This is a genomic window from Gluconobacter sp. DsW_058 (assembly GCF_002153615.1).
Taxonomy (GTDB): domain Bacteria; phylum Pseudomonadota; class Alphaproteobacteria; order Acetobacterales; family Acetobacteraceae; genus Gluconobacter; species Gluconobacter cerinus.
In genome coordinates this window covers 282,347-306,856 of sequence record NZ_JOPH01000001.1, presented here as the reverse complement: position 1 = coordinate 306,856, position 24,510 = coordinate 282,347, and the positions used below count along the sequence as shown (strand labels likewise).

Annotated in this window: 24 protein-coding genes; 13 read left to right on the top strand and 11 right to left on the bottom strand. The window is 57.2% G+C overall.

Annotation, left to right across the window (positions count from 1 at the left end; genetic code table 11):
* The first annotated feature begins 32 nt into the window (after window positions 1–32).
* The 3 genes from HK24_RS01540 to trpS are packed head-to-tail and all read left to right on the top strand — an operon-like array spanning window position 33 to window position 1,992.
* On the top strand, window positions 33–518 hold the full coding sequence (locus HK24_RS01540) for a cytochrome c (RefSeq protein ID WP_086633022.1): 486 nt from the start codon (window positions 33–35) through the stop codon (window positions 516–518).
* Window positions 515–964 carry a cytochrome c gene (locus HK24_RS01535; RefSeq protein ID WP_086633021.1) on the top strand — a complete coding sequence of 150 codons (450 nt, stop codon included), beginning with the start codon at window positions 515–517 and terminating at the stop codon, window positions 962–964. Before HK24_RS01540 ends, HK24_RS01535 begins: the two co-directional genes overlap by 4 nt.
* 38 nt (window positions 965–1,002) lie before the next feature.
* Entirely contained in the window at window positions 1,003–1,992 is a 990-nt protein-coding gene (gene trpS, locus HK24_RS01530) for a tryptophan--tRNA ligase (protein WP_086633020.1), read from the top strand.
* Here trpS and lpxB read toward each other — a convergent pair.
* The 5 genes from lpxB to rpmI form a co-directional block, all read right to left on the bottom strand.
* Window positions 1,982–3,244 (bottom strand): lipid-A-disaccharide synthase, encoded by a 1,263-nt coding sequence (gene lpxB, locus HK24_RS01525; RefSeq protein WP_086633019.1) that lies wholly within the window; start codon window positions 3,242–3,244, stop codon window positions 1,982–1,984. The two genes, trpS and lpxB, sit on opposite strands and share 11 nt — an antisense overlap.
* Window positions 3,241–5,709, bottom strand: coding sequence for a phenylalanine--tRNA ligase subunit beta (gene pheT, locus HK24_RS01520; protein WP_086633018.1), 2,469 nt, complete (start codon window positions 5,707–5,709; stop codon window positions 3,241–3,243). Before pheT ends, lpxB begins: the two co-directional genes overlap by 4 nt.
* A 1-nt stretch (window position 5,710) precedes the next feature.
* Complete coding sequence (gene pheS, locus HK24_RS01515; RefSeq protein ID WP_086633056.1) at window positions 5,711–6,781, bottom strand: phenylalanine--tRNA ligase subunit alpha; 1,071 nt, start codon at window positions 6,779–6,781, stop codon at window positions 5,711–5,713.
* Window positions 6,782–6,882: 101 nt separating this feature from the next.
* The gene (rplT, locus tag HK24_RS01510; protein ID WP_007282845.1) at window positions 6,883–7,242 is read right to left on the bottom strand and encodes a 50S ribosomal protein L20; all 360 of its coding nucleotides are present in this window, start codon (window positions 7,240–7,242) and stop codon (window positions 6,883–6,885) included.
* 15 nt (window positions 7,243–7,257) lie between these two features.
* The gene (rpmI, locus tag HK24_RS01505) at window positions 7,258–7,458 is read right to left on the bottom strand and encodes a 50S ribosomal protein L35 (RefSeq protein ID WP_046901279.1); all 201 of its coding nucleotides are present in this window, start codon (window positions 7,456–7,458) and stop codon (window positions 7,258–7,260) included.
* A gap of 304 nt (window positions 7,459–7,762) precedes the next feature.
* On the opposite strand from rpmI, the gene HK24_RS01500 reads away from it, so the two are divergent.
* The 3 genes from HK24_RS01500 to HK24_RS01490 all read left to right on the top strand — a co-directional run bounded on the left by HK24_RS01500 (window position 7,763) and on the right by HK24_RS01490 (window position 11,273).
* Window positions 7,763–10,189: a glucose/quinate/shikimate family membrane-bound PQQ-dependent dehydrogenase gene (locus HK24_RS01500; protein ID WP_046901278.1), complete on the top strand. Its 2,427-nt coding sequence runs from the start codon at window positions 7,763–7,765 to the stop codon at window positions 10,187–10,189.
* A gap of 132 nt (window positions 10,190–10,321) precedes the next feature.
* Window positions 10,322–10,978, top strand: a complete 657-nt coding sequence (locus tag HK24_RS01495) for an energy transducer TonB (RefSeq protein WP_086633017.1) — start codon at window positions 10,322–10,324, stop codon at window positions 10,976–10,978.
* A gap of 85 nt (window positions 10,979–11,063) precedes the next feature.
* Complete coding sequence (locus HK24_RS01490; protein ID WP_086633016.1) at window positions 11,064–11,273, top strand: hypothetical protein; 210 nt, start codon at window positions 11,064–11,066, stop codon at window positions 11,271–11,273.
* A gap of 63 nt (window positions 11,274–11,336) precedes the next feature.
* On the opposite strand, the gene HK24_RS01485 is transcribed toward HK24_RS01490, so the two are convergent.
* The 5 genes from HK24_RS01485 to HK24_RS01465 are packed head-to-tail and all read right to left on the bottom strand — an operon-like array spanning window position 11,337 to window position 17,459.
* Window positions 11,337–11,771: a SufE family protein gene (locus HK24_RS01485; RefSeq protein ID WP_086633055.1), complete on the bottom strand. Its 435-nt coding sequence runs from the start codon at window positions 11,769–11,771 to the stop codon at window positions 11,337–11,339.
* 14 nt (window positions 11,772–11,785) lie between these two features.
* Window positions 11,786–13,102, bottom strand: a complete 1,317-nt coding sequence (gene hslU, locus HK24_RS01480; RefSeq protein ID WP_086633015.1) for an ATP-dependent protease ATPase subunit HslU — start codon at window positions 13,100–13,102, stop codon at window positions 11,786–11,788.
* A 1-nt stretch (window position 13,103) separates the two neighbouring features.
* Window positions 13,104–13,682, bottom strand: a complete 579-nt coding sequence (hslV, locus tag HK24_RS01475) for an ATP-dependent protease subunit HslV (protein ID WP_198942030.1) — start codon at window positions 13,680–13,682, stop codon at window positions 13,104–13,106.
* 55 nt (window positions 13,683–13,737) lie between these two features.
* The gene (locus HK24_RS01470; protein WP_086633013.1) at window positions 13,738–15,642 is read right to left on the bottom strand and encodes a response regulator; all 1,905 of its coding nucleotides are present in this window, start codon (window positions 15,640–15,642) and stop codon (window positions 13,738–13,740) included.
* Window positions 15,639–17,459, bottom strand: coding sequence for an ATP-binding protein (locus HK24_RS01465; protein WP_086633012.1), 1,821 nt, complete (start codon window positions 17,457–17,459; stop codon window positions 15,639–15,641). The genes HK24_RS01470 and HK24_RS01465 overlap by 4 nt, the downstream gene beginning before the upstream one ends.
* Window positions 17,460–17,576: 117 nt before the next feature.
* Here HK24_RS01465 and HK24_RS01460 point away from each other — a divergent pair, with 117 nt between their 5' ends.
* Window positions 17,577–17,987 carry a hypothetical protein gene (locus tag HK24_RS01460; RefSeq protein ID WP_086633011.1) on the top strand — a complete coding sequence of 137 codons (411 nt, stop codon included), beginning with the start codon at window positions 17,577–17,579 and terminating at the stop codon, window positions 17,985–17,987.
* Between the two features lie 9 nt (window positions 17,988–17,996).
* Here the strand turns inward: HK24_RS01460 and HK24_RS01455 are convergent, their stop codons facing one another.
* Window positions 17,997–18,464 (bottom strand): zinc-ribbon domain-containing protein, encoded by a 468-nt coding sequence (locus HK24_RS01455; protein ID WP_086633010.1) that lies wholly within the window; start codon window positions 18,462–18,464, stop codon window positions 17,997–17,999.
* Between the two features lie 122 nt (window positions 18,465–18,586).
* Here HK24_RS01455 and HK24_RS01450 point away from each other — a divergent pair, with 122 nt between their 5' ends.
* The 6 genes from HK24_RS01450 to HK24_RS01425 all read left to right on the top strand — a co-directional run bounded on the left by HK24_RS01450 (window position 18,587) and on the right by HK24_RS01425 (window position 24,506).
* Window positions 18,587–19,264 (top strand): cell division ATP-binding protein FtsE, encoded by a 678-nt coding sequence (locus HK24_RS01450; RefSeq protein WP_046901269.1) that lies wholly within the window; start codon window positions 18,587–18,589, stop codon window positions 19,262–19,264.
* Window positions 19,261–20,160, top strand: coding sequence for an ABC transporter permease (locus HK24_RS01445; RefSeq protein WP_086633009.1), 900 nt, complete (start codon window positions 19,261–19,263; stop codon window positions 20,158–20,160). The genes HK24_RS01450 and HK24_RS01445 overlap by 4 nt, the downstream gene beginning before the upstream one ends.
* Window positions 20,157–20,750 (top strand): YdcF family protein, encoded by a 594-nt coding sequence (locus tag HK24_RS01440; RefSeq protein ID WP_086633054.1) that lies wholly within the window; start codon window positions 20,157–20,159, stop codon window positions 20,748–20,750. The genes HK24_RS01445 and HK24_RS01440 overlap by 4 nt, the downstream gene beginning before the upstream one ends.
* 44 nt (window positions 20,751–20,794) lie before the next feature.
* On the top strand, window positions 20,795–21,544 hold the full coding sequence (locus HK24_RS01435; RefSeq protein WP_086633008.1) for a 1-acyl-sn-glycerol-3-phosphate acyltransferase: 750 nt from the start codon (window positions 20,795–20,797) through the stop codon (window positions 21,542–21,544).
* 250 nt (window positions 21,545–21,794) lie between these two features.
* On the top strand, window positions 21,795–22,871 hold the full coding sequence (locus tag HK24_RS01430; protein ID WP_086633007.1) for a DUF2125 domain-containing protein: 1,077 nt from the start codon (window positions 21,795–21,797) through the stop codon (window positions 22,869–22,871).
* A gap of 210 nt (window positions 22,872–23,081) precedes the next feature.
* Complete coding sequence (locus HK24_RS01425) at window positions 23,082–24,506, top strand: cytochrome ubiquinol oxidase subunit I (RefSeq protein ID WP_046901266.1); 1,425 nt, start codon at window positions 23,082–23,084, stop codon at window positions 24,504–24,506.
* Window positions 24,507–24,510 lie beyond the last annotated feature (4 nt).

Sequence of the window (24,510 nt, the reverse complement as noted above, 5' to 3'; positions counted from 1 at the left end):
TGAACGCCCCATGAAAATGCGACAAACCTTCTGTGATCAGATTAGACCCAGCAATCCGGCTTCCCCTGTTTATTGCCATTTTCATGGCAATTGTCTTTGTGGTTGGCCATGCGTGGGAAAATCGTGAACAGGCCCCTCGAGAATATTCGAACGAGTGCAGTATCTGCCATCATGGTGGTCATGGGCAGGTGCGAGCCGTTGCTCCAATATTTGGGCGGGTTGGGCATATTGCCCTGACTCCGGAAGGCCATCGCTACATTATCCACGTGCTGCTGAATGGTCTTGACGGACCAATTACAGCGGGTGGCGCTCCTTACAACAGTTCCATGCCATCATTCCATCGCCTTTCAGATGATGAAATTGCACGGATCCTGACATTTGTTGGAGGAAAAGAAATGGCCGCAGGGGGCCCAACATTCACGGCTGCTGAGATCGCTGAAGAGCGCAAACATCCGCTGTCACCTCAGGAAGTTCTGCTTGAACGCCAGAAACTGGAACAGCAGTCCCCTCTCCCATGAAACGGATCGCTTTTCTTGGTTGTCTCGCACTTGCCTGCTGTGGGAAGAAACCGGCTGGCCAAGCCGTTTATGGGCCCAACTGCGGTATCTGCCACCATGGCGGAAGTGGAATGCCCGGGGAAACACCACCCCTCGTAGGCCGAGTGGATTTCATCGCCCAAACACCTGAGGGTCGCCACTATCTCGCGAATGTTCTTCTGAATGGCCTCCGTGGCCGTTTCACCACGCAGGGCTATCGCTATAACTATTCCATGCCCGCATATCGTGATCGCCTTACTGACCAGCAGATTGCTGATACTCTGAACTGGCTGATTGCACGCGGCAATATCAAGCCTTCCCCCACCATCACGCCAGCCGAGGTCGCCAGTGCACGTGCACAGCAGGGTGACCCCGCAGCGAGTTACCAAGAACGACAGCTCCTGGAGCAGAAGCAGCCGCTTCCCTGAGAGCATGACCTTTCCCCAAAGCTGAAGACAGATCCATCATGCAGCGCGTATTTTCCGGCATTCAGCCAACTGGCATTCCTCATCTGGGTAACTACCTGGGTGCACTCCGCAACTGGGCGGCCATGCAGGCAGACCATGATTGTGTCTTCTGCCTCGTGGACATGCACTCGATCACGATGCCCTGGAATCCGGAAGACCTGCGTCGTCAGACGCTGGGCTCAGCAGCCTGCCTTCTGGCAACCGGTATCGAACCGACACGCCTCTACAACCAATCCGCTGTCAGCGCCCACGCGCGACTGGGATGGATTTTCAATTGTGTGTCCCGCCTGGGCTGGTTGAACCGGATGACACAGTTCAAAGACAAGGCTGGCAAGAACCGCGAGAACCACTCAGCGGGCCTCTATGTCTATCCGAACCTCATGGCTGCGGACATTCTGGCGTTCCACGCTACCCGCGTCCCCGTCGGTGACGATCAGAAGCAGCATATTGAGCTGGCCAATGACATCGCCCAGAAGTTCAACCATGACATGGGTACGGAGTTCTTCCCCCAGATCGAAGCGTTCATCCCGCCAGCAGCAGCCCGCGTGATGAGCCTGCGCGACGGCACGAAGAAAATGTCCAAGTCGGACCCCTCCGAACAAAGCCGCATTGTCCTGACAGATACCCCGGACGAAATCGCTCTAAAAATTCGTCGTGCAAAAACGGATTCCGACGCGCTGCCAAGCGACGTTGAGGGGCTGGGAGACCGGGCGGAAGCCCGCAATCTGGTAGCTATTTACGCGGTGATGTCAGACGAAACGATGTCTGACGTTCTGGCGCGTTTCGGTGGACAGGGCTTTGGTCCGTTCAAAAACGCTCTGGCTGACCTGCTCGTGGAAAAACTTGGGCCAGTTGCCACCGAGACAGCCCGCCTGATGCAGAACGAAGACCACATCATCTCAGTCCTGCGCGCAGGCGCCGACCGGGCCCGTGAAATTTCCGAGCCGATCGTGCAGGAAGCAGAACGCCTGGTCGGTTTTATTCGCTGATTTTTTTCTTCTTGGACGAGCGAGACACCGGCTCGTCCAGAAGATCCATAATTTCCGCAGCAGCTGCATCCGCAGGCGTACCCACAGCGGGAGAGAGCTTTTCCAGCACCTCTTCAAATGCCATCTGCTGCTTCTTTGCTGCTGCCGGATCATCAAGCAGCTTTGAAACCATATCCGCCAGCTTTTCAGGCGTGCAGTTCTCCTGCAACATTTCCGGCACGACTTCACGCCCGGCCAGAAGATTGACCATTGCCACGTATGGCACCTTGATCATCCGACGCGCCATCATCGCCGTTAGCGGATTTACCCGATACGTCACCACCATCGGCACATTGCCCATGGCAAGCTCAAGCGTGGACGTCCCCGACTTTGTCAAAGCGCACTGAGCCGCTGCAAACGCGTCGTGCTTATCATGAATATCGGTCACGATATGCGGCTGCACGGGCCATTTGCGAATAAGGTTGCGCACGGTCGGCGCAATGACCGGAGCAACCGGTATCACCGGGCAGATGTCCGGATGCTTCTTGCGCAGAATGTCCAGCATCTTGCGAAAAACTGGCAACAGCTTCGGAACTTCAGAGCGCCGGCTTCCTGGCATCAAAATCAGGACGGGTGCCGTTTCAGGAATATTATGCCGCGTCCGAAAGCGTGCAGCGTTTCCCTGTCTTACACCCGACTGCAACACCGGATGACCGACGAACCGCGCTTCCAACCCTCTCTGCGCAAACCATTCCGGCTCAAACGGTAAAAGGCAGAGCAACCGATCCCAGAGCCCAGGGAATTCCTTGACGCGATTTTCGCGCCAGGCCCAGACCTGCGGTGCAACGTAATGGACCCGCTTGAAGCCGGAATTTTCAATTTTCTGAAGAAGTCGAAGTGCGAAACCTGGGCTGTCTATTGTGACAACCAGATCAGGCTTACGAAGCTCGATATCCTGAACAGCTTCCAGAAGCCGCTGCCGCAAATGCCTGACCCTCGGCAAGACTTCCACAAGCCCCATGACAGCCAAATCACTCATCGGGAACAGGCTATGCAGCCCAAGGGCTTCCATGCGGCCACCCCCGACTCCGGCAAACACCAGCGTCGGGTCCTGCGCATGAAGCGCCAGCATGAGACGTGCACCAATCACGTCTCCACTGGCTTCCCCCGCCAGAATCCAAATCACGCGCCCATGCTGGGGCGTGGGAGCCCCCGGCTGGAAGGCCCTATTGCCCGGCTGATGCGCCAGTTCGGATTCTGGAAGAGAGTTCATCGGCGCAACGTAGCTCCTGTTGCCTTGAGAACCGCAGCTTCCACCGATTTGGAAAGCGCTTCAAGGCCTACATCCGTCAGACTTTCGGTCTGCGGCTGCAGGACAACCTCAACACCGAGAGAACGATGCCCTTCCGGCAGGCTACCACCTTCAAAGACGTCAAAGAGGCGAACATCCTGAATCAGGTTCCGGTCGGCCATACGAACGGCCTTGAGAACAGCCTGTGCTTCAACATCCGGCCCAGCAAGGAACGCGAAGTCACGACGCACTGGCTGCAGCGCTGAGAGCGCAGGAGGCGTCTTCTTTTTAGCCTTAGGCTGCGGAATGCGATCCAGGTACAGCTCGAACGCCACGACAGTCCCAGTCAGACCAAGCGCGCGTGCCGTGCGAGGATGCAGTTCACCAAAGCTACCCAGAACCAGTTTAGGCCCCTGCCGTACCTGACCTGAGCGACCCGGGTGATAAAAGCCCGGAGCATCTGCCGTGACAGACAAAGAAGCTTCCGGAACGCCTAGCGCCGTCAGCGCGGCCGTCAGATCCGCCTTAGCATCCCAGAGCGTTGCTTCCTGCGCAGCCTGACCGGGTTCACGAGCCGTCAATCCGCCTCGCAAGCCGGCAACACGCAGGTGCTGACCTTCAAAATCAAAACATGGACCGATTTCAAACAATGCACCTTCGCCAGAAAGCCCCAGACCACGCGCCAGATTACGGCCGAGTGCACGCGCCAGATTGACAAGCGGCGTCGGGCGCAGCTGATCAAGATCCATAGCGATAGGGTTTAGCAGACGTTGCGTTTCGGGCACGTCGCCGAACAGAACCGCGTCTTCATGAGCGACGAAGGAGAAACCAACCGTTTCCATCATCCCACGTGCTGCACAGATACGGCGCATTAGCGCTGCACGCGCCTGAAGAGGCGTGACTGCCGGAGCCGCGACCATGGCCAACTGAGGGAGTGGCACAGCCGGCACTGCATCCAGCCCATAAAGACGCAGCACTTCCTCTATGAGGTCACATTCTGCTTCCATGCGCGGAACATTCGCTGCTGCCTTTGCCGCGACGTCCTCATCAAGTGTCACGGCCTGAGCCAGAACCTGACCGGATGCAACGTCATTCCGCCAGGACGGAACTGCGAAGGTCGCGTGATCGTCTTTCCGCTCAACAACCTCGAAGCCCAGATGCTCCAGAGAACGCACAGCATCATCCGCAGGGATATTAATACCACCCAGCGTTTCCAGGCGCTCAAAACGCAGCGTAGCCGTTCGTTTCCAGTTGGGCAGGTCGCCAGCTTCCGTAATTTCGCTTGGCTCGCCACCGCAAAGGTCACGGATCATGATGGTGGCTGCTTCGAGCCCAGTTCGCACCAGTGCCGGATCAACACCACGCTCAAAACGCTGACGCGCATCTGTGTGGATCGCCAGACGACGGCCCGTCAGCGCAATACGAACAGCATCGAACAACGCGGATTCAACAAATACGTCCGTCGTATTCTCATCCACACCGCTCTGCTGACCACCCATGATACCTGCAAGCGACTGCACACCGGCATCATCCACGATCACCATATCGTCCGTGCCAAGGACGTATTCGTTGCCATCCAGAGCCGTAAAGGTCTCCCGTGCGGCATGCGTGACGGTCAGCGTATTTCCAGAAAATTTCGCAACATCAAAAACATGAAGCGGACGACCGAGATCAAACGTGAAGTAGTTCGTGACGTCAACCAGTTTGGAGATCGGCTTAAGCCCCACAGCCTTCAGGCGGCGCTGTAGCCAGTCTGGGCTAGGGCCATTCTTCACACCACGAATGACGCGGCCCACAGCATAAGAGCAATCCGGATGCGCGATCTTCCAGCTGACGGCGGGCTCGAAATCACCCTCAACAGCTTCCGTCAGCCATGGCTTGAGATGACCGATGCCAGCTGCCGCAAGATCACGCGCAATCCCGCGAATGCTCAACGCATCGCCGCGGTTCGGCGTAATCGCGATTTCAATGACCGGGTCATCAAGCTCGGCGTAAGTCGCATAGGCCTCGCCGATCGGAGCCGTTTCTGGCAGTTCGGCAATACCGTTGCTCTCCTCCCCAAGACCCAGCTCACGCAGGGAACACAGCATACCGCCGCTTTCCTCGCCGCGGATTTTGCCCTTCTTGATGGTGATATCCAGCCCCGGAACATACGTCCCCGGGGGCGCAAAAATCACATGGAGGCCAGCACGTGCATTCGGTGCACCGCACACGACCTGCAAATCTTCAAAACCCGCACCAGCAGCGACGCGGCAAAGCTGAAGACGGTCCGCATCCGGATGGCGATGTGCTTCCAGAATTTTGGCCGTTCTAAAACCTGCCAGCTTCTCGGCTGGGTTTTCAACGCTCTCAACTTCAAGACCGATGCCGTTCAGACGGGCACAGATCTCTTCGCAAGATGCTGTAAAATCAAGATGTTCACGCAGCCAGGAGAGAGAGAACTTCATGTCACACGCCCTCCGTCAGCGTTGCGGGAGAAAAAGCGGAAAAACCATAGTGGCGGAGCCAGCGGAGGTCGCTCTCATAGAAGGACCGAAGATCCGGAATACCGTTCTTGAGCATGGCCAGACGCTCGACGCCCATACCGAACGCAAAGCCCTGCCATTCGGCCGGATCGAGGCCGCAATTTGCCAGAACGCGCGGATGCACCATGCCGGACCCGAGAACTTCCAGCCAGTCGGACCCACCGCCAATCTCGCCTGTGGCTTTTGACCAGCCGATATCCACTTCCATGGAGGGCTCGGTAAACGGGAAATAAGACGCACGGAAACGCACAGGCAAATTAGGCTTGTCGAAATAGACGCGCAGGAACTCGATCAGGCAGCCTTTGAGGTGCCCGAGAGTAATATTGCGGTCAATGACCAGCCCTTCGCACTGATGGAACATCGGGGAATGGGTCGCGTCATGATCGGCACGATAGGTGCGACCAGGAGCAATGATGCGGATGGGCGGTTTCTGCCCCAGCATCGTCCGGATCTGCACGCCAGACGTCTGGGTCCGCAGAACGCGCGGCTCGTTAGTGCCTGACTTGGGCGGCAGATAGAAAGTGTCGTGTTCAGTCCGGGCCGGATGATGGTCCGGCGTATTGAGTGCCGAGAAATTATGCCACTGGCTTTCAACATCGGGCCCTTCCGCGACGGAAAAACCCATAGAGCCAAAGATGGCTGTCATTTCTTCAATGGTACGGCTGATCGGATGAATGGCGCCTGTCACCACAGAAGGGGCAGGCATCGTGATATCTACCCGTTCGGCTTTCAGGCGTTCCTGCAGCGCTTCTTCTTCAATTTCCCGACCGCGATCTTCGATCACCTTGGTCAATTCGTCCCGCAGGCGGTTCAAGGCCTGTCCGCGCAGTTTGCGCTCTTCGGGATCAAGTTTGCCAAGCTGCTTCAGGAGCCCGGTCAGGGCACCGGACTTCCCCAGTGTTCCAACGCGAACGGCATCCCATTGCGCGCGGTCCTGAGCAGCGCCCAGCGCAGCAAGAGTTTCATTCTTCAGCGTGTCGAGATCGTCAGCCATACCGCCCATCGCTTACAGTACAAATACAAAACGGGCCGCCCTGATAACAGGACGGCCCGCCAGTCACCAGCCCCCACGCGTGGGGATCAGGTCTGAATAGCTCAGGCTGCGAGAGCGGCCTGTGCCTTCTTGACGATTTCTGCGAAAGCAGCTGCGTCGTCGAAAGCAATAGCAGCAAGGACCTTACGGTCAATCTCGATGCCAGCCTTGTCCAGGCCATTGATGAACTTGCTGTACGTCAGACCGTGCTCGCGGACAGCAGCGTTGATACGCTGGATCCACAGAGCGCGGAAATCACGCTTCTTGTTGCGACGGTCGCGATACGCATAGCGCAGCGCCTTCTCAACGCGCTCGAGAGCAATACGGTAGTTCGTAGACGAACGGCCGCGGTAACCCTTGGCGAGATCGAGAACTTTCTTGTGACGGGCGTGCGTCGTTACGCCCCGCTTAACACGTGCCATGTACCTTAATCTCCCTTAGAGCCCGTAGGGCGCCCACTGCTTGATGGTCTTTGCGTCCATATCCGTCATGGTCTGAGGACCACGGTTGGTGCGCTTCATCTTCTGCGGGCGGTTGATAAGGCCGTGGCGCTTGTTGCCTGGGCCGCACATTACCTTGCCGGTCGCGGTGATCTTGAACCGCTTCTTGACCGACGACTTCGTCTTCATCTTGGGCATTTCGGTCTCCCTCGCCGTAAACGATTGGTCCCACCGGAGCGGGACTCTGCACGGCCGGGCATGCCACTTATGGCCCGGACGCGTACACGGAGCGGCTGCCTTATCCCATCGGACTGATTCCGCCAAGAACTTTATTTTCTTTAACGCGCAAGCAAAAGACGCCCCTTTGTTCAAGTCACGTCACTGTGATCTCGCTCACAGTGACGTGAGCAACATGAACCATCTGACATCTTGATTCTTAACGCGCTTCTATGTGTTTGTCCGAAGGTCAAGTGCTGCACCAAATAACAGCTCTAGGAACATCATGAGCACATCATCCCGGCCAGGGCTCTGGGCCCTGATCACGGCCGCGGTCTTCGCGCTTTGCGGCGCGATCCTTACCGTGGGCGGCGCATGGGCCGTTTCCCTCGGCGGCCCCCTGTATTATCTCCTCCTCGGCATCGCACTTCTTGCGACTGCCTTCCTCGCATGGCGCCGTAACCCGGCCGCACTCTGGCTCTTTGCCGCTGTAGTGTTCGCGACGGTCGTATGGGAACTCTCCGTGGTCGGTCTCGACCTCTGGGCACTGGTTCCCCGCTCCGACATCGTGATCATTCTTGGCATCTGGCTGCTGATCCCGTTCGTGTCCCGCCAGATCGGCGGCACACGCGCATCTGTCCTTCCCTTGGCAGGCTCCGTCGGTCTCGCCGTACTGGTGCTTGCTGCCGGTCTTTTTACAGACCCGCACGACATCAGCGGCAATCTGCCAACAGAGCTCACCAACGCAGCACCGGTTGACGCAGATAACGTTCCAGACAGCGAGTGGCACGCCTATGGCCGCACGCAGGCTGGCGATCGCTGGTCTCCGCTGAAGCAGATCAACTCGTCCAACGTTCAGAACCTCAAGGTGGCATGGCACATCCACACCAAGGATCTGATGGGACCGAATGATCCGGGCGAAGCAACCAACGAAGTCACGCCGATTGAATTCGACAACACGCTGTATCTGTGCTCGCTGCACCAGAAGCTATGGGCTGTTGATGCCGCAACGGGGCACGTCAAATGGACGTTCGATCCGCACCTGCAGATCAACCCAGGCTTCCAGCATCTGACGTGCCGTGGCGTAAGCTTCCACCAGACACCGGCGGATGCCACGGACAGCGACGGCAATCCGGCTCCAACCGATTGCGCCAAGCGTATCGTGCTGCCCGTCAATGACGGTCGCCTTGTCGAAGTCGATGCTGAAACCGGGCAAAAGTGCTCTGGCTTCGGAAACGACGGTGAACTGGATCTGCGCCTGCCGAACCAGCCTTACACCACGCCGGGCATGTATGAACCGACGTCTCCGCCGGTCATCACCGACAAGCTGATCATTGCCAACAGCGCCATCACCGATAACGGCTCCATCAAGCAGGCATCGGGCGCAACCCAGGCATTTGACGTTTATACCGGCAAGCGCGTCTGGGTGTTTGACGCATCCAACCCTGACCCGAACCAGATGCCAGATCCGGATCATCCGGTCTTCCATCCGAACTCTCCAAACTCCTGGATCGTGTCGTCCTACGACAAGAACCTGAACCTCGTTTACATCCCAATGGGCGTAGGTACGCCGGATCAGTGGGGCGGTTACCGCACCAAGGAATCCGAGCGCTTTGCTCCGGGTATCGTCGCGCTGAACGCAGAGACGGGTAAGCTGGCCTGGTATTACCAGACCGTTCACCATGACCTGTGGGACATGGACGCCCCGTCCCAGCCGAGCCTCGTAGACATCACGTCGAAAGACGGCACGATTGTTCCGTCCATCTACGTTCCGACGAAGACTGGCGACATTTTCGTTCTTGACCGTCGTACGGGCAAGGAAGTCGTCCCGGCTCCGGAAACACCGGTTCCTGGTGGCGCCGCACCGGGCGATCACACCAGCCCAACGCAGCCGATGTCTCAGCTGAGCCTGCGTCCGAAGGCAGCCCTCTCGGATTCCGATATCTGGGGTGGCACAATCTTCGACCAGATGTTCTGCAGCATCTACTTCCACTCCCTTCGCTATGAAGGTCCGTTCACGCCGCCGTCACTCCAGGGATCTCTGATCTTCCCGGGCGACCTTGGCATGTTCGAATGGGGTGGTCTGGCTGTCGATCCGCAGCGTCAGGTGGCCTTTGCCAACCCGATCTCGCTGCCGTTCGTTTCCCGTCTGGTACCCCGTGGTCCGGGTAACCCGCTATGGCCGGAACCGAACGCAAAGGGCTCCGGTGGCGAAACCGGTCTGCAGCCGAACTACGGCATCCCCTATGCTGTTGATCTGCATCCGTTCATGGACCCGGTCCTGCTGCCGCTTGGCATCAAGATGCCTTGCCGTACGCCGCCTTGGGGTTATGTGGCCGGTATCGATCTGCGCACCAACAAGGTGGTCTGGCAGCATCGTAACGGTACGCTCCGTGACTCCATGCACGGCAGTTCCCTGCCCATCCCGCTGCCTCCGATCAAGATCGGCGTCCCGAGCCTCGGCGGCCCGCTCTCCACGGCTGGCAACGTTGGCTTCCTGACGGGCACGATGGACTACTACATCCGCGCCTACGACCTGACGACAGGTAAGACCCTGTGGCAGGATCGCCTCCCAGCTGGCGCACAAGCCACGCCAATGACCTATGCGGTCAATGGAAAGCAGTTCGTTGTCACTTATGCTGGTGGCCACAACTCCTTCCCGACCGTCATGGGCGACGACCTGATTGCTTACAGCCTCGCTGATCAGAAGTGATCATTGAGTAAGCCATTGGTTATCGAGAAAAAGGGGTACCTTCGGGTGCCCCTTTTTTTGTCTTCAAGTCCCGGCAAAAGCTTTCTAAGCTCTCGTTACGTTATGAAATATATTCCATAAAGTAAGGGCATCATGCATTTTCCTCGATCTGGAATGGCTCTGGCCATCTTTGGCCTCATCGCCGTCGCTCCGTCTCCAGCCCACAGTGATGATACTGCTTCCGTAACGGCGGTGCTGGATCCGAGCCATCACGGGCGTCTCGTCTATCCGCCGGCTGAACTCGAACTGCGTCATTCGGGTTCGGCGCACATTGTCTGCGTCATCACAAAGGACGGTCAGCCCCAAAGCTGCGAAACTTCAGCGAGCGCACCGGATTTCGCACTTGCAGCAGAAGCCTATGCCTATTCGTCCAAGTTTCTTCCAGCATACCAGGACAGCAAACCCATCGAAGGCCGATGGGAAAAGACCATTCCCTTCGAGGCTCGTGGAACAGCAACTCTCCCCGTCGTGGATCATGAGCACAGTCCACGCCCCTACTATCCAGACTTTGCGAACGACAGGAATATTACAGGAAGAGTAGCCGTCACCTGTCAGATTGATACCGCAGGCATCGCGCATGACTGTACCGCCAGCCCGGGGCCCGAAATTTTACGACGGGTGTCGCTCGCCTATTTCACGCTGGCCAGATACCTTCCGGCTATGAAAGACGGGCAGCCCATCTCCGCTCCCTATCATGGCAACATAAACTGGGAATCAGACGCGAAAGACCGGAATGACGGGTTCCGCTGAAACCTTGTGTCTGCAGGCCAGTCCATTCCATAATCGGCGTCGAAAGCCCTGTCGGTTCAGGGCAAAAACTGCACAGAGGCTACGCATGACCCTTCGCAAATTTGCTCTTCTTGCCTTCGCTACCGTCGCTTTCGGCGGCCAGTTCGCACATGCCAAGTCTCAGCCTTGCCGGGACGCCAAAGGCAAATTCACCAAGTGTGAAGCCCCAAAGAAGCCAAAGGCCTGCCGGGATGCCAAAGGCAAGTTCACCAAGTGTGACGTAACAGCCCCACAAGTTGCTCAGCCGGCTCACTAAGCTCAAACAAAAAAAGCCCCTGTCAGCGTCTGCTGACAGGGGCTTTTTTAAATACTGAGATCGTCAGGCCGCAGCACGCTTGAGGATGGCCTGAGCCATTGCCTCAACACCATTCCCACGGTTCGTGGACAGTGCTTTGACCAGCCCTATATCATGCAAAAAGACCGGGCTCGTCTGAAGGATCTCTTCACGGCTTCGCCCTGAGTACACTCTCAGCAAAAGGGCTACCAATCCCTGAACAATGGCCGCATCTGAAGCGCCAGCAAAGAAGAGCTTACCATCACGGTCTTCCGCTTCGAGCCAGACCTGGCTTTGACACCCCGGAACACGGTGGACATCGTCCTGCCAGTCCGAAGGGAAAGCCGGAAGTTTGCGGCCCATTTCAATAATATACTGATACCGCTCCATCCAGTCGTCGAACATCGCCAGTTCGGCTTCAATTTCCTCGATGGCAGCGGTCGCCGTCTCTTCCTGAGGGGCAAGAAAGGCATCACTCACAAAAAACGTCTCCGTCACAGGATAAAGCGGCTCAAATCACCCTTGCGGGCAAGCGGCGCCACCCTGTCACGAACATCCTCTGCCGTCACCCTCACGGTCTCGCCTTTCCGGTCAGATGCAGAAAATGAGACGTCCTCCAGCAGCTTTTCCAGAACGGTTGCCAGCCGTCGCGCCCCAATGTTTTCAACGCGCTCGTTAATATCAGCCGCCAGTTCCGCCAAAGCATCCACGGCATCGTCACCGAATTCCAGCGTCACACCTTCCGTACCCAGCAGACTCACATACTGCTTCAGAAGCGAATGCTCAGGCTCCAGCAGAATACGCTTCAGATCGTCCCTGCTCAGGCCAGCCAACTCCACACGAATAGGCAGACGCCCCTGCAATTCCGGCAGAAGGTCTGAAGGCTTGGCAATGTGAAAAGCTCCGGACGCGATAAACAGGATATGGTCCGTCTTCACCGAGCCATACTTCGTGCTGACGGTCGTCCCCTCAATCAGCGGAAGAAGGTCACGCTGCACGCCTTCACGAGAGACATCTCCGCTGCGCGTTCCATGTTCAGATGTCGCGCAGACCTTGTCGATTTCATCCAGGAACACGATGCCATGGTTCTGAGTGTGCTCAATCGCCTCGCGCGTCAGGGCTTCGTCATCCAGAAGTTTGTCAGCTTCTTCACGGATTAACTGCTCGCGGGCCACCGAAACCTTCAGTTTCTTACGTGAAGGCATCCGGTTCATGAACCCCTTCATCATATCGTTGAAACTGATGACCTGCCCCGGCTGGAGCCCTGGAATATCACTGCTCTCCTTACCGCGCTGTGGATCCGGAGCAATCTGGATTTCAATTTCCTTGTCCTCCAAAGCGCCATCTCGCAACATCTGGCGAAACTTCACCTTGGTGTCGGCTGTCGCTCCTTCGCCAACCAGCGCATCAACGAGCCGGGTTTCAGCCGCGGCTTCAGCTTTCTCCTGCACGTCTTTGCGGCGTCCATCCCGCAGCATGGTCAGAGACACCTCAACGAGATCCCGAACAATACTGTCCACGTCCCGCCCAACGTAGCCAACTTCCGTAAACTTGGTCGCTTCCACTTTCAGGAACGGAGACTGCGCCAGCTTGGCCAGTCGACGGGCGATTTCTGTCTTGCCACAACCCGTGGGGCCAATCATGAGAATGTTCTTGGGAACAACCTCATCCTTCAAGCCGTCAGGAAGCTGGGACCGGCGCCAGCGATTACGCATCGCGATGGCAACCGCACGTTTTGCGTCGGACTGACCAACAATAAAGCGATCAAGCTCGGATACGATTTCATGGGGGGCAAAATTTGGAACAGACATCTCAGGAGGCCTCCCCGCCTAATGTTTCCAGCGTCACGGAATAGTTCGTGTAAACGCAGATATCACCGGCAATTTTCATGGACCGACGCGCGATTTCGTCCGCACTCAGACCGTCCACCGTCATCAATGCCCGCGCTGCAGACAGTGCGTAATTTCCGCCGGAGCCGATGGCCACAATGCCGTCTTCCGGCTCCAGCACATCGCCATTTCCAGTCAGGGTGAAAGAGCGGTCTGCGTCAGCCACCAGCATCATGGCTTCCAGACGCCGCAGATAGCGGTCCGTGCGCCAGTCTTTCGCCAGTTCGACGCAGGCCCGCTCAAGCTGCCCTGGATACCGCTCCAGTTTCGCTTCAAGCCGCTCCAGCAGGGTAAAGGCGTCAGCCGTGGCACCAGCAAAACCCGCAAGGATATTGCTATGAGGTCCAATTCTCCGAACCTTGCGAGCATTACCCTTGATAACGGTTTGCCCGAGGGAGACCTGGCCGTCCCCCGCCATGGCCACCCAGCCATCGCGACGGACACAAAGAATGGTCGTGCCATGCCAGCCGACCGGATCGTGGGGAGTGATTTGGTAAGACATCACTCAAAAAGATGGTGCGGATGGAGCGCCTGACAAGAGGACCACTCCCGTCAGGTTATATTGCCCCCTGCATCAACCGCCTGATCGCATCCTGAAGCCCCTTTTGTGTAAAGGGCTTGGGCAACGGCGCATTTTCAGACTGCGCATCTGTGTGCCCACTAATGAACAGCACTTTCAGCTCAGGCATTTTGTCCATCAGAATGGCCGCGCAGGTTGGGCCATCATGATCTGGCATACGCATATCAATCACAGCCAGATCGAATGGACCATGTTCATCTGTCAGGGTCAGAGCTTCCGCCAGAGACGACGCAGCGGCTACATTATGCCCATCATGGCGAAGAAAACCCTCCGTCACCATACGAACCGGCGCCTCATCATCGACGACCAGTACCTTCAGCGAATGAGGTTTTTCACCGTCCGCCACCCGATCTGCCACAACATCGCTTCGGACGACAGGAAGCAGCAATGTCATGCACGTCCCCTTGCCAGGCGTGCTGTCCACAACGATCTCGCCGTAACTCCGGCTCAGGAACCCATATACACTGGAAAGGCCAAGCCCTGTTCCACGCCCCACATCTTTGGTGGTGAAGAAGGGATCGAAAATCCGCTTCATCACCTCGGGTGACATGCCCTCACCCTCATCAACCACATCAATGGCCACCGCACGATCCAGACAGCATTCCGGAGGCAGCGTTTTGAATTTCTGCCCCACTACACGGGCCGACACCGACACTGTCCCACCCTGCGTCATGGCATCCCGAGCATTCACACAGAGATTCAGAAGCGCCATTTCGAGCTGATCCTGATCTGACCAGACAGCGGGGAAGTCAGCAGGCATATCCTCAAGCGACAGCTTGCAGGCCACACTTCTTTCGCCACTTCGGCGCTTGAGACTTTGAACCAGAAGCGCTTCAAGCCCCGGCAGAAGATCCTGCAACGCCACAGGTGCCAGGCGTGCCTCACGTGGACGTCCAAACTGAAGTAACCGCCGTGTCAGCACAGCACCACGCTGCGCAGATTCCATGGCGTTCTTCACCAGAGCACCGGATGTCTCATCCAGGTCCACCATATCTTCCAGCAATTCCAGGGACCCGGAGATGGCAGCGAGAAGATTGTTGAAGTCGTGCGCAATTCCCCCGGCCAATGTGCCCAGGGACTGAAGCTTGTCCGCCTGCCGCAGACGGCTTTCCATCAGTACTCGCTGCGTAACGTCCCGGTCCATGCTGACCTGCCAGCGGTCTTCCGTCGGCACACCCTGCGGCCACGCCAGAGAAAGGCGGCTCAATTCGTGCCAGCGCTGAACGGTTCCTCCGTCATGATCTGGCAGAACTTCAGCAACCAGCCGCTCTTCCTGCCCCGTGCTACGAACATTGTCTCGCATTTGCTGAACATCAGCACGCAGCACTTCCGGGAAATGCATCAGTTCGTCGTTCAGATCCTGTGCAGCCTCATCGCGCACGTTGCTGCGAATACAGCGCCCCTCAGCATCTGAAAAAACAAGCCCCATCGGAAGGGCATCCATCAGACCCCGCAACAGAGCCTGTTCCGTCTGCAATGCCCGTTGGGCAATACAATGCTGCGTCACTTCCCCAACCAAAGATCGAAGCGCGTCCGAATCCCAGGGTTTGTGCACGTAAGCCTGCACCTGCCCGAGGTTCAGGGCAGACACCACAGCATCCAGATCCGCATAGCCCGTCAGCAGAATACTGCGCGCATCCGAAAACTCTCGGGCCCGCATCAAAAGCTGATCCCCCGTCAGTCCAGGCATCCGCTGATCGGAGATAATGGTGGCGACATCCGGATGCGCCCGCAAAAGCTCCAGAGCTCGCAGGGGATCCGTCGTTGCAAGAATTTCGTACTGGTCTTCCAGCAGATCTTCCAGGGCGACAAGGATTTCTTCCTCGTCATCCACCAGCAAGATACGGGGACGTAATGGCCCCTTCACGCTCCACACACTCATACGGAACGTCCCGTTGCCACCGGTCCATCTTCCGTCATTGTGACGGGAAGGCTGAGCCGGAAACACGCCCCTATTCCGCGGCCATCCGGCAAATGGGCATCCGTGATTTCAATAATTCCATCATGAGCTTCCATCACACTATAAGCGATCGCAAGCCCCAACCCAGTGCCTGTTCCAACCGGCTTGGTTGTGAAGAACGGATCAAACACCCTGTTTCTCAGTTCCATCGGCAAACCCGGACCGTCATCGCTGATCGTCATGTCATACCGGCCATTTTCAAGACGGGACTTGATCACAATACGCCCCTGCACAGGGCCGCCCTCAGGCGAGATATCCGCCAATGCATCGGCCGCATTGGAAATAATGTTCATAACCACCTGATTCAGAAACGCAGGCTGACAGACCAAATGCGCCGGAGCCTGCAAATCCTTTTCAATTTTAATGTCTGGGCCAAGCTTATGTCCCAGCAACGCCAATGCTGTCTCAAGCGCACCAGGAACATCGACTGTCTGGAATGAGCTTTCATCCAGCCGGGAAAATCGCCGGAGACTCAAAACGAGATTTTGAATCCGCTGCAACCCGAGCTTCATGGATTCCAGACGTGAAATCCCCTTCTGCATGAGTGGCGCCCCATCCTCTGGGCTCCCCAGCGTCTGAAGGCGTTTCAACGTCCGCTCCACTGTATCGGCATGAGCAATCGTGAAGGCTAGCGGATTGTTAATCTCATGAGCGATACCCGCCACCAGTTCACCCAGCGACGCCATCTTGGCAGTCTGCACGAGTTTCGACTGCGCCTGAATCAACTGTTCGTTTGTGCGCGCCAATTCCATATTTGCCTGCGCAAGAGCTTCAGCCATTTCGGCCTTCGCCCTTGCCGCTTCCAAAGTAAGCGCATTCTGCTGCCGCTCAATTTCCTGCTGTCGGAACTCATCCTGCGCCATGCGTCTCTGCGCCAGCGTCCTGATCCGCATGGCGAGGGCTTCTATGGCAATGTCGCTGGGAACCAAATCGTCAATGCCGGCCTCGAAGAATTCACCAGAAGACTGCCTCCGGAAGCGTGAGGCCTCCACAATGCCAAGCGTTCGAAACGGAATTCCACCAGCTTCCAGAACAGCCTGACGCCGCGCATCCAGAAGGCGGCAAAACTTGAGGTCTTCGTCTCCGCTCCCCAGTTCCAGCACCAGGCAGTCCGGGCCATCTGCGCCGCGCAACCATCCACCATCAATCAGATCGTCTGAACGCTCGATAGACGTGACCGTATGCCCATCACGCCAGAGCAGCTCCCCCAACGTTGTCTCGGGTGCATCCTCGGTAATCTCTTCGTCGTCCTCCTCTTCACGGGGAGAATTGACGATGACAATTCTTGCCCGGCGAAAGCGAGAGGCTTCATCCACCTGAAGAAGCTCCGGTCCTTCCCGTAGCAAAGCTCGCATCCGCAACACCAGCAGGTCAGGATGAGCGGATTTGGAAATATAGGCATCTGCCCCACTTTCCAGCCCCTCTCGCTCACCACCGGGAAAAGCATCTTCCGTCAGCATCAGGATCGGGATGGTGCGTGTCAGGGCATCCAGCCTCAAACGCCGCGCCAACTGCCCACCCGTCATGCCGGGCAGTTCAGAGCACACGACCACAAGGTCAGGCATCAGATCCTCGACCGTTCCCAAAGCAGCTTCGCCGCTGCCGAGACAAGTCACGGTGAAGCCTTCCTTTAGAAGAACACGCCAGATCCGCTGGGCATGAGCATCATCCGGCTCCACGAGCAGAACACGTGCGGTCTCTGTGGCTCCGAGCGGAGCTTTAAGATCAGAAGGCAGCATGAGAATGACGGAATGTTTGCATTAACGGCCTCTTGCAGCTAGTCCGAAGCTGATGTTCGTCCGATTTCCAAGGGGCGAAGATAACTCCCGTTACCGGATCAGTGGAAGCCGTATCTCATGGACATTCAGCCCTCGCGCAACCTGACGGATCGCCTGCTCAACTCCCGCAGCGGAGAAAGCGGCCCTCTTTCAACCGGCGCGCTGATCCGGACGGGCATCTGGTCCATCTGCTATTTCGCCTTCTACTTTGCCCAACAGGTCGCAGAGCTTCTCGCTCCGCTTCTCCTGATTCTTGGTCTTGGCTGGTACATCCTTCCGCACATCGTGAACGCCATTACGACGAGTGCTGCAAGCGCCGACCCGCAGGCGAAAGACATCATGAACCATGTGGCGGGCACCCTGCCGACTCATCTTCAGATCGGCAGTCACCTGCTAACCCCAGGCTCCCTCATGTTCGACGGCTTTCTCCTGATGGGACTTGCCGCAATCGGAGCGACCCTGTCCGCGCTGGCTGCTCGCAACATGTAAACCCCGGGCTCAGGGAGTAAGGACATGGCCGATACCCGGCAATAAAGTCACTAGCTCTCCAGCCTTCCAGTGCCACAGTGCAGCCACGCCTCCGCCGACCACCACGAGGCTGAGCCCCCACGCGGCACTCCAAGTCCCCAGACTTCCAATCATTTTCGTCCCGACAGTCTCGGGCTTACCCAGACCTTGGGTTACTGTCCGGGAATGTAGAACAAACGCATGTTTCGCAGCGTCCCGTGCTTCGGACGCGCTCAATCCAACAGGATAAGACTGTGATGTTTCAGGGCCTGGAGGCTCTTCAGTCTCAGCCTTGAGCGATGACAAGTCATCAGTCGAAATTTGCGCAAGCTCCGGCTCGTGTGTCTCTTGTAAAGACCAGCTATCCCCACAGTTCGCGCAACGCAGCCGCCGCGCCTGCTCCAAAAGTGCATCAGGCACTTCAAAAACAGCATGACAGTGGGGACATTCAACACGCATCACGGTATCCTTCAAAAATCAGACCGTACCGGCCTCGGTCTGACCTCAACTGGGTTGCCCATATGACGAGGTTGTCGTTAATAAATGGTTAATACGCCTGCAACACCTTTGATCGTTTTCATATGATCCGCCTGCGCGATGTCTCCCTGAAACCTGCTGGCGTTGGGCAGCCTGTTCTGCACGGCATGACCCTGACAATCCCTCAGGGAGAATTCCGCTGGCTTCTCGGGCCATCAGGCGCAGGTAAATCCAGCCTTCTCAAGCTTCTGACACTCGGGGCAAAACCCGCCTCAGGCCAAATGGATATTCTCAACACCCCAGTCACGGGCGCCAGCCGAAGCACCCTCCGAAACCTGAGAAGACGCATCGGGTTCGTCCCGCAGGATTACCGCCTGATCGGGGAGTGGAATGTTTTTGACAACGTCGCCCTCCCGTTGCGTCTGCGCGGGCGCTCCGAACGCGATATTCGACAAGAGGTTTTTGCCGTCCTGGACTGGCTGGATGTTTCCCCGCATGCCCATTCCCGGCCGACCACTCTTTCCGGAGGCGAACAGCAGCGTGTTGCCATTGCACGCGCCCTGATCGGACGACCCGATATCCTTCTTGCCGATGAACCAACAAACGCTCTTGAGGATTCTCAGGCCAGACGTCTTCTTGCAACGTTTCAGGAACTGATTGATCTGGGAACAACCGTGATTGTCGCGACGCATAACGAAGGTCTCGTGCGCGATGCTCCCGCTCCATCCATCATGCTCCGTGATGGCACGCTCGATCCGCATGCAAATGAGGCGATAGCGTGAGCCGCCGCGTCTCTCCCGGTCTGCGCTCAGGCAGCCTCCCTCTGCTTGTTGCTCTCATGACCCTGCTGGCTGGCTTGGCCCTTGCTGGTTTGACCGGTGTTCAAGCGCTTGCAGACGGCTGGGCGCAGGCGGCCCGAAGTGCTGCAACGATCGAAATCCCGACGGACATTCCAAACGCCTCAGATCGCACGGACGCACTCATTCACGCTCTCAAGGCCTTGCCGGGCGTTACCAACCTGCAAAAGCTTTCCACAGACAAAGTGCAGGATCTACTGGCGCCCTGGCTTGGCCAGCCTACGGATGCGCGGAAAGGTCTGCCGGGCCTCTCTCTGCCCACCGTCCTCATCGTCGCCCACACGCCTGACGCTAACCTAAGCTCCACTATTCACGACACGCTGCCTGAAGCCATTGTTCAGGAAGACATGCAGTGGGGCCAGAGGCTTGAACATTTGGGCACAAGCCTCGTCGGATGCGCCTGGCTTGCCGTTATCCTGATCGCAGCGATTGCCGTTTTATCCATTGGCATCACTGTCCGCCGCTCTGTCGCTGCCCAGAAACGGGCTGTGGAAATCGTGCATTCCCTTGGCGCCGGGGATTTTACAATTTCCAGCCATATTGCCGGTCGAGCTGCACTCCTCAGCTTTATGGGCGGCGTGGCTGGCCTCGTCCTCCTCACGCCACTGACAACCTCCCTTGCCACAACCCTCGCCCCCTTCACGCATCAGGCCACCGTCCCAAGCACCTTTCCGACAACACTAGATGGCTGGTGGAGGACACTCCGCATTTTACCTCTCAGCCTCCTGAAAGAGCTCGGTGCCCTGCCCGTCATTGCGGCTCTTCTGGGATGGATCACAGCTCAGGGCGTTGTGCTCGTGTGGCTCCGTCGATTGCCGTGAGGGCCTTTCTTTCCGCGCTGTTTCTTATTGCCGTGCTTTGGTCGGCTGGCTTCGTCTGGTTCATCCACGATTCCCGACAGCCACCGCATGTTGCCACTGTCTGCGATGGCATCGTCACCCTCACAGGTGGCCAATCCCGTATCGAAACCTCCCTCACCCTTCTCAAGGGCGGATATGGCCAGCTTTTACTAATTTCCGGCGTCGGGCCCCATGTTACACTCGATCAACTGGTGCGCCTTCAGAACCAGACGCTTTCCAGCGATCTGGCCAGCCGTGTCACTCTGGGTCGCCGTGCCGTTAGCACGATTGGTAATGCTTATGAGACCACGACGTGGGCCAGAGATCACAAGATGCACAGCCTGCTGGTCGTTACCGCTGGCTACCACATTCGCCGTGCCATTATAGAGCTCAGCCGGACTGCCCCAGATCTGGAACTTGTGCCTTATCCGGTTCTCCCGCCAGCTCTGGAAGCGCCCCTGTCCCGCCAGACCCTGCACTTACTCATCCGGGAATATTTCAAACTTCTGGGTGCAGAGCTTGGTAACTTGACGGGCCTGCCAGACGGCAAGATCGGCCTTACGCCTCACTAAGGCCTCTTGTGCAACTGCAGCTTTTCTGGTGAGCAGACAAAATTATGAGCATTCTTCGCGGCCTGCTGTTCAATCTTTATTTCCTGATTCTCACAGTCATCATGGGCCTCGGTGCAATCCCGATCCGCCTCATGAAGCGACAGGATCTGGCACTCTCCTACGCCAAACTCTGGTCCAGAGCGGTGCTGTTTGGATTTGAACAGCTTTGCTCCGTGAAAATCGAAGTTCATGGTCGGGATAATATTCCTGCAGGCCCAAGCCTGATTGCATCCCAGCATCAGTCCTTCTTCGATGGCTTCGTCTGGATGAATCTGGTTCCCCTCCCGACCTACATCATCAAGGCGGAACTGACTAAAATACCCCTCGTCGGCCCTATGCTTGTTCTGAGCGGCATGATCCCTGTGGAACGAAGCGCTGGATCTAAAGCCCTGCGGACTATGATGAAAGATAGCGCACGCGCTCACGCATCTGACAGACAGATTATTATCTTTCCTGAAGGCACACGCACACTCCCCGGAGAGCGCCACCCCATCCAACCGGGCATTATTGCTTTAGCCCGACAGGCTAATGTTCCTGTCGTGCCGGTCGCCACCAATTCCGGCCTCTTCTGGGACCGATCACCCTGGCGGAAAAAACCGGGTGTTTTGAAGGTCGTCATCGGCGCGCCACTTCCCTCCACAGAGGGACGCAACAGCTTCACGATCGCGCTGAACGAAGCATGGGATGAACTGTGCGCAACCCATGAATTACCGCGCAATACTGTGGATAACTCTGTGGAGCTTCAGAGGGTTTAGCCGCCGCCGGAACAGAAGGAGTTTTGAGGCCACAGGCTTCGGGCGAATCTCAAGAAACCCAACAGTTTCCACACGTAGCTAAAAAACCCCGTTTTTCTGCGGTTCTCAGCTATTCCCTGACCTCAATGTGCCCAGATCGCCTTCCATAGACTCGGCTGTCAAACAATGACTGCACGCGGAATGCTGTTTTGGGGATAAAATACCGCCCATCGAACCAGCCTCTTTATCCAGTTACACAAAGACAGGCCCAGTGAACCCAGTTTCCAATACTGCCCGTTACCTGAAAATCACGCTTGTCATCTTCTGTTTCATTACAGTTGTGGTAGCTGCAGATACCGCCCTGTGGCATCACGTCACCACCAGAATGCAAGGGCGGATTGAAGCTGAAGTCGCGAACCTGAAAGCAACAGGATGGTCCGTAGAGACTGGAGAAGTTCGGCGCGGAGGCTGGCCTTTCGGAGCATGGATCGACATCCAGAAACCCCAGCTCCGCCATAAAAATTTTCCTGCCCAACCATTCGAGGCTGGTTGGGCAGGTGAGACTTTCAGGCTTGGCGGACCATGGACGGAAATCGTCAGAAAAGGCCTCACCGTCTCCATTCCTGGTCGTCAGGCTGCGCGCATTATCACTTCTTCGGCCAGAGCAACCATTCTCACAGAAGCTTTGAGACTGCACATCTCAGAGGACGGAACCGTGATATTCCACGCCCCTTCTGCCCAAGTCGCCATCGCAATGAACCTTGTGGATCAGACAGTCGCGCTGTCCCGCCTTTCTGGACGCATCCTCATCCAACCCCAAGCCCCAGCGGGAACCACACGCCTCGGACTGGATGTGTTGTCTTCCACTCTCGGCACATCATTTTTGAATGCTGCCAAGTATCCACTGCACAACGCTCATCTCGTGGTAGCTCTCACGACGTCCAGCACACATCCTGAAAGCCCGCTTTTTAGTCCTGAGGGCTATGAGCGCCTACTTGTGCAGACAGCATCATTTTCGATGGGGTCGGAAGCGACTTCTGCACATCTTTCCTTTTCCGGTGAACTGACATACCCAGCGCTCAACGGCCACCTCACTCTGACGCTTCTGAACTGGCATGATGCCGCCGAAAAAATCCTGAATATTCCGCGCCTTCAGGCCTCGCTTGCTCCAGACACGCGCGTCTTTCTTGAGCACATTTTGCACGCAACACCCTCATCCGGACTGACAGAAAGTCATCCTGTTGTCGCAGAAGTTTCCGTCGTGAACGGTCATGCTGCACCTGCTCTCGAACAACTTTTGCAAACAATCTCCACACAAAAAATTGACGCGTCACATTTGCGCGAGTAGACGCAGGGAATGTTTTGATTTTTGTCAAAACCATGGCGCGGAAAGAAAACTATTCCCGTGCTGCGGCTTTCAAGATTCAGATCCGGGTCATGCGTGCAGTGCGGTGCGCATGATCTCAGCTCATTCCTGACTTCTAGGGTGCGAGCGTAGCTGACGGGTCCATGCGGGCCGGTTCTGCGGTCCGCCTCCCAAGCAGAAGGCACCATCGCAATGTTTGGCCTGTCGGCTTTATTTCTCGCGCGATTTCAGTTCGCGTTTACAGTCGGGTTTCACATCGTATTCCCGGCATTCTCGATCGGGCTTGCTGCCTATCTCGCCGTTCTTGAAGGCCTCTGGCTCAAGACGGGACGCAGCGCCTATCTGGATCTCTTCAAATACTGGCTGAAAATCTTCTCCGTCGTATTCGCGATGGGCGTGGTTTCCGGTCTGGTCATGTCCTACGAGTTCGGCACCAACTGGTCCCAGTTCTCGCAGAAGGCTGGCCCCATCCTCGGCCCAATGCTGGCCTACGAAGTGATGACGGCCTTCTTCCTCGAAGCCGGCTTCCTTGGCGTCATGATGTTTGGCCTGAACCGCGTAGGCAAAGGCCTACACTTTGGCGCCACCTGCATGGTCTCGATCGGCACGCTGATCTCCATGACGTGGATTCTCGCCTCCAATTCCTGGATGCAGACGCCGCAGGGCTACATCATCGATGAAGCTACAGGTCGCTTCCTGCCGGGTAACTGGTGGCAGATCATCTTCAACCCGTCCTTCCCGTTCCGCCTCGTGCACATGGGGCTGGCAGCATTCCTGTCCGTCGCGTTCATCGTGGCTGGCGTCGCTGGCTGGCATCTGCTGAAGGCGCGTCGTGAAGGCCGTCAGGCCTCCGAACAGGTCCGCCTGATGTTCTCCATGGCCATGTGGATGGCCGCGATCGTTGCTCCGGTCCAGTTCCTGGCGGGTGACACGCAGGGTCTGAACACGCTGGAATACCAGCCTGCCAAGATCGCCGCGATGGAAGGCGACTGGGACTCCGAAGGCCGTGCGCCGGAAATCCTGTTCGGTATTCCGGACATGGAAAACGAGACGACGCACTACAAGGTCCAGATTCCACTCCTCGGCTCCCTGATCCTGACGCACAGCCTCGATGGCAAGGTGCCGGGCCTCAAGGACTACCCGAAGGATCTGCGCCCGTATTCGCCGCTGCTGTTCTTCTCCTTCCGCATCATGATCGCGCTTGGCTCGCTCATGGTTCTGGTTGGTCTGTGGTCTCTCTTCCTGCGCTGGAAGGGCAGCCTTTACAGCAACGCGATGCTCCATCGTGTCGCTCTGTGGATGTCCCCGGCAGGCTTCATCGCCCTGCTGTGTGGCTGGATCACGACTGAGGTCGGCCGTCAGCCATACACGGTCTATGGCCTCCTGAAGACCTCCGACAGTGTCTCCCAGATCGCTCTGCCGAGCATGGCGACGTCGATGGTTGCCTTCGTGATTGTGTACTTTGTGGTCTTTGCAGGTGGCATCACCATTCTTCTGCGCAGCTTCGCAGAAGAGCCTCACTCTGGTGAGGAAGGTCCGTCCGAGCACGAGCCGCAGATGTCCGCTGGTACCACGCAGGTCTCACATCACCCCCACAATGCTGGTCTGGCGGAGTAAGCGA

Coding starts and splice junctions, on each gene's coding strand:
- HK24_RS01535 (WP_086633021.1), top strand. CDS start 515: ATGAAACGGATCGCTTTTCTTGGTTGTCTCGCACTTGCCTGCTGTGGG.
- trpS (WP_086633020.1), top strand. CDS start 1,003: ATGCAGCGCGTATTTTCCGGCATTCAGCCAACTGGCATTCCTCATCTG.
- lpxB (WP_086633019.1), bottom strand. CDS start 3,244: ATGAACTCTCTTCCAGAATCCGAACTGGCGCATCAGCCGGGCAATAGG.
- pheT (WP_086633018.1), bottom strand. CDS start 5,709: ATGAAGTTCTCTCTCTCCTGGCTGCGTGAACATCTTGATTTTACAGCA.
- pheS (WP_086633056.1), bottom strand. CDS start 6,781: ATGGCTGACGATCTCGACACGCTGAAGAATGAAACTCTTGCTGCGCTG.
- rplT (WP_007282845.1), bottom strand. CDS start 7,242: ATGGCACGTGTTAAGCGGGGCGTAACGACGCACGCCCGTCACAAGAAA.
- rpmI (WP_046901279.1), bottom strand. CDS start 7,458: ATGCCCAAGATGAAGACGAAGTCGTCGGTCAAGAAGCGGTTCAAGATC.
- HK24_RS01500 (WP_046901278.1), top strand. CDS start 7,763: ATGAGCACATCATCCCGGCCAGGGCTCTGGGCCCTGATCACGGCCGCG.
- HK24_RS01495 (WP_086633017.1), top strand. CDS start 10,322: ATGCATTTTCCTCGATCTGGAATGGCTCTGGCCATCTTTGGCCTCATC.
- HK24_RS01490 (WP_086633016.1), top strand. CDS start 11,064: ATGACCCTTCGCAAATTTGCTCTTCTTGCCTTCGCTACCGTCGCTTTC.
- hslU (WP_086633015.1), bottom strand. CDS start 13,102: ATGTCTGTTCCAAATTTTGCCCCCCATGAAATCGTATCCGAGCTTGAT.
- hslV (WP_198942030.1), bottom strand. CDS start 13,682: ATGTCTTACCAAATCACTCCCCACGATCCGGTCGGCTGGCATGGCACG.
- HK24_RS01470 (WP_086633013.1), bottom strand. CDS start 15,642: ATGAGTGTGTGGAGCGTGAAGGGGCCATTACGTCCCCGTATCTTGCTG.
- HK24_RS01465 (WP_086633012.1), bottom strand. CDS start 17,459: ATGCTGCCTTCTGATCTTAAAGCTCCGCTCGGAGCCACAGAGACCGCA.
- HK24_RS01460 (WP_086633011.1), top strand. CDS start 17,577: ATGGACATTCAGCCCTCGCGCAACCTGACGGATCGCCTGCTCAACTCC.
- HK24_RS01455 (WP_086633010.1), bottom strand. CDS start 18,464: ATGCGTGTTGAATGTCCCCACTGTCATGCTGTTTTTGAAGTGCCTGAT.
- HK24_RS01450 (WP_046901269.1), top strand. CDS start 18,587: ATGATCCGCCTGCGCGATGTCTCCCTGAAACCTGCTGGCGTTGGGCAG.
- HK24_RS01435 (WP_086633008.1), top strand. CDS start 20,795: ATGAGCATTCTTCGCGGCCTGCTGTTCAATCTTTATTTCCTGATTCTC.
- HK24_RS01425 (WP_046901266.1), top strand. CDS start 23,082: ATGTTTGGCCTGTCGGCTTTATTTCTCGCGCGATTTCAGTTCGCGTTT.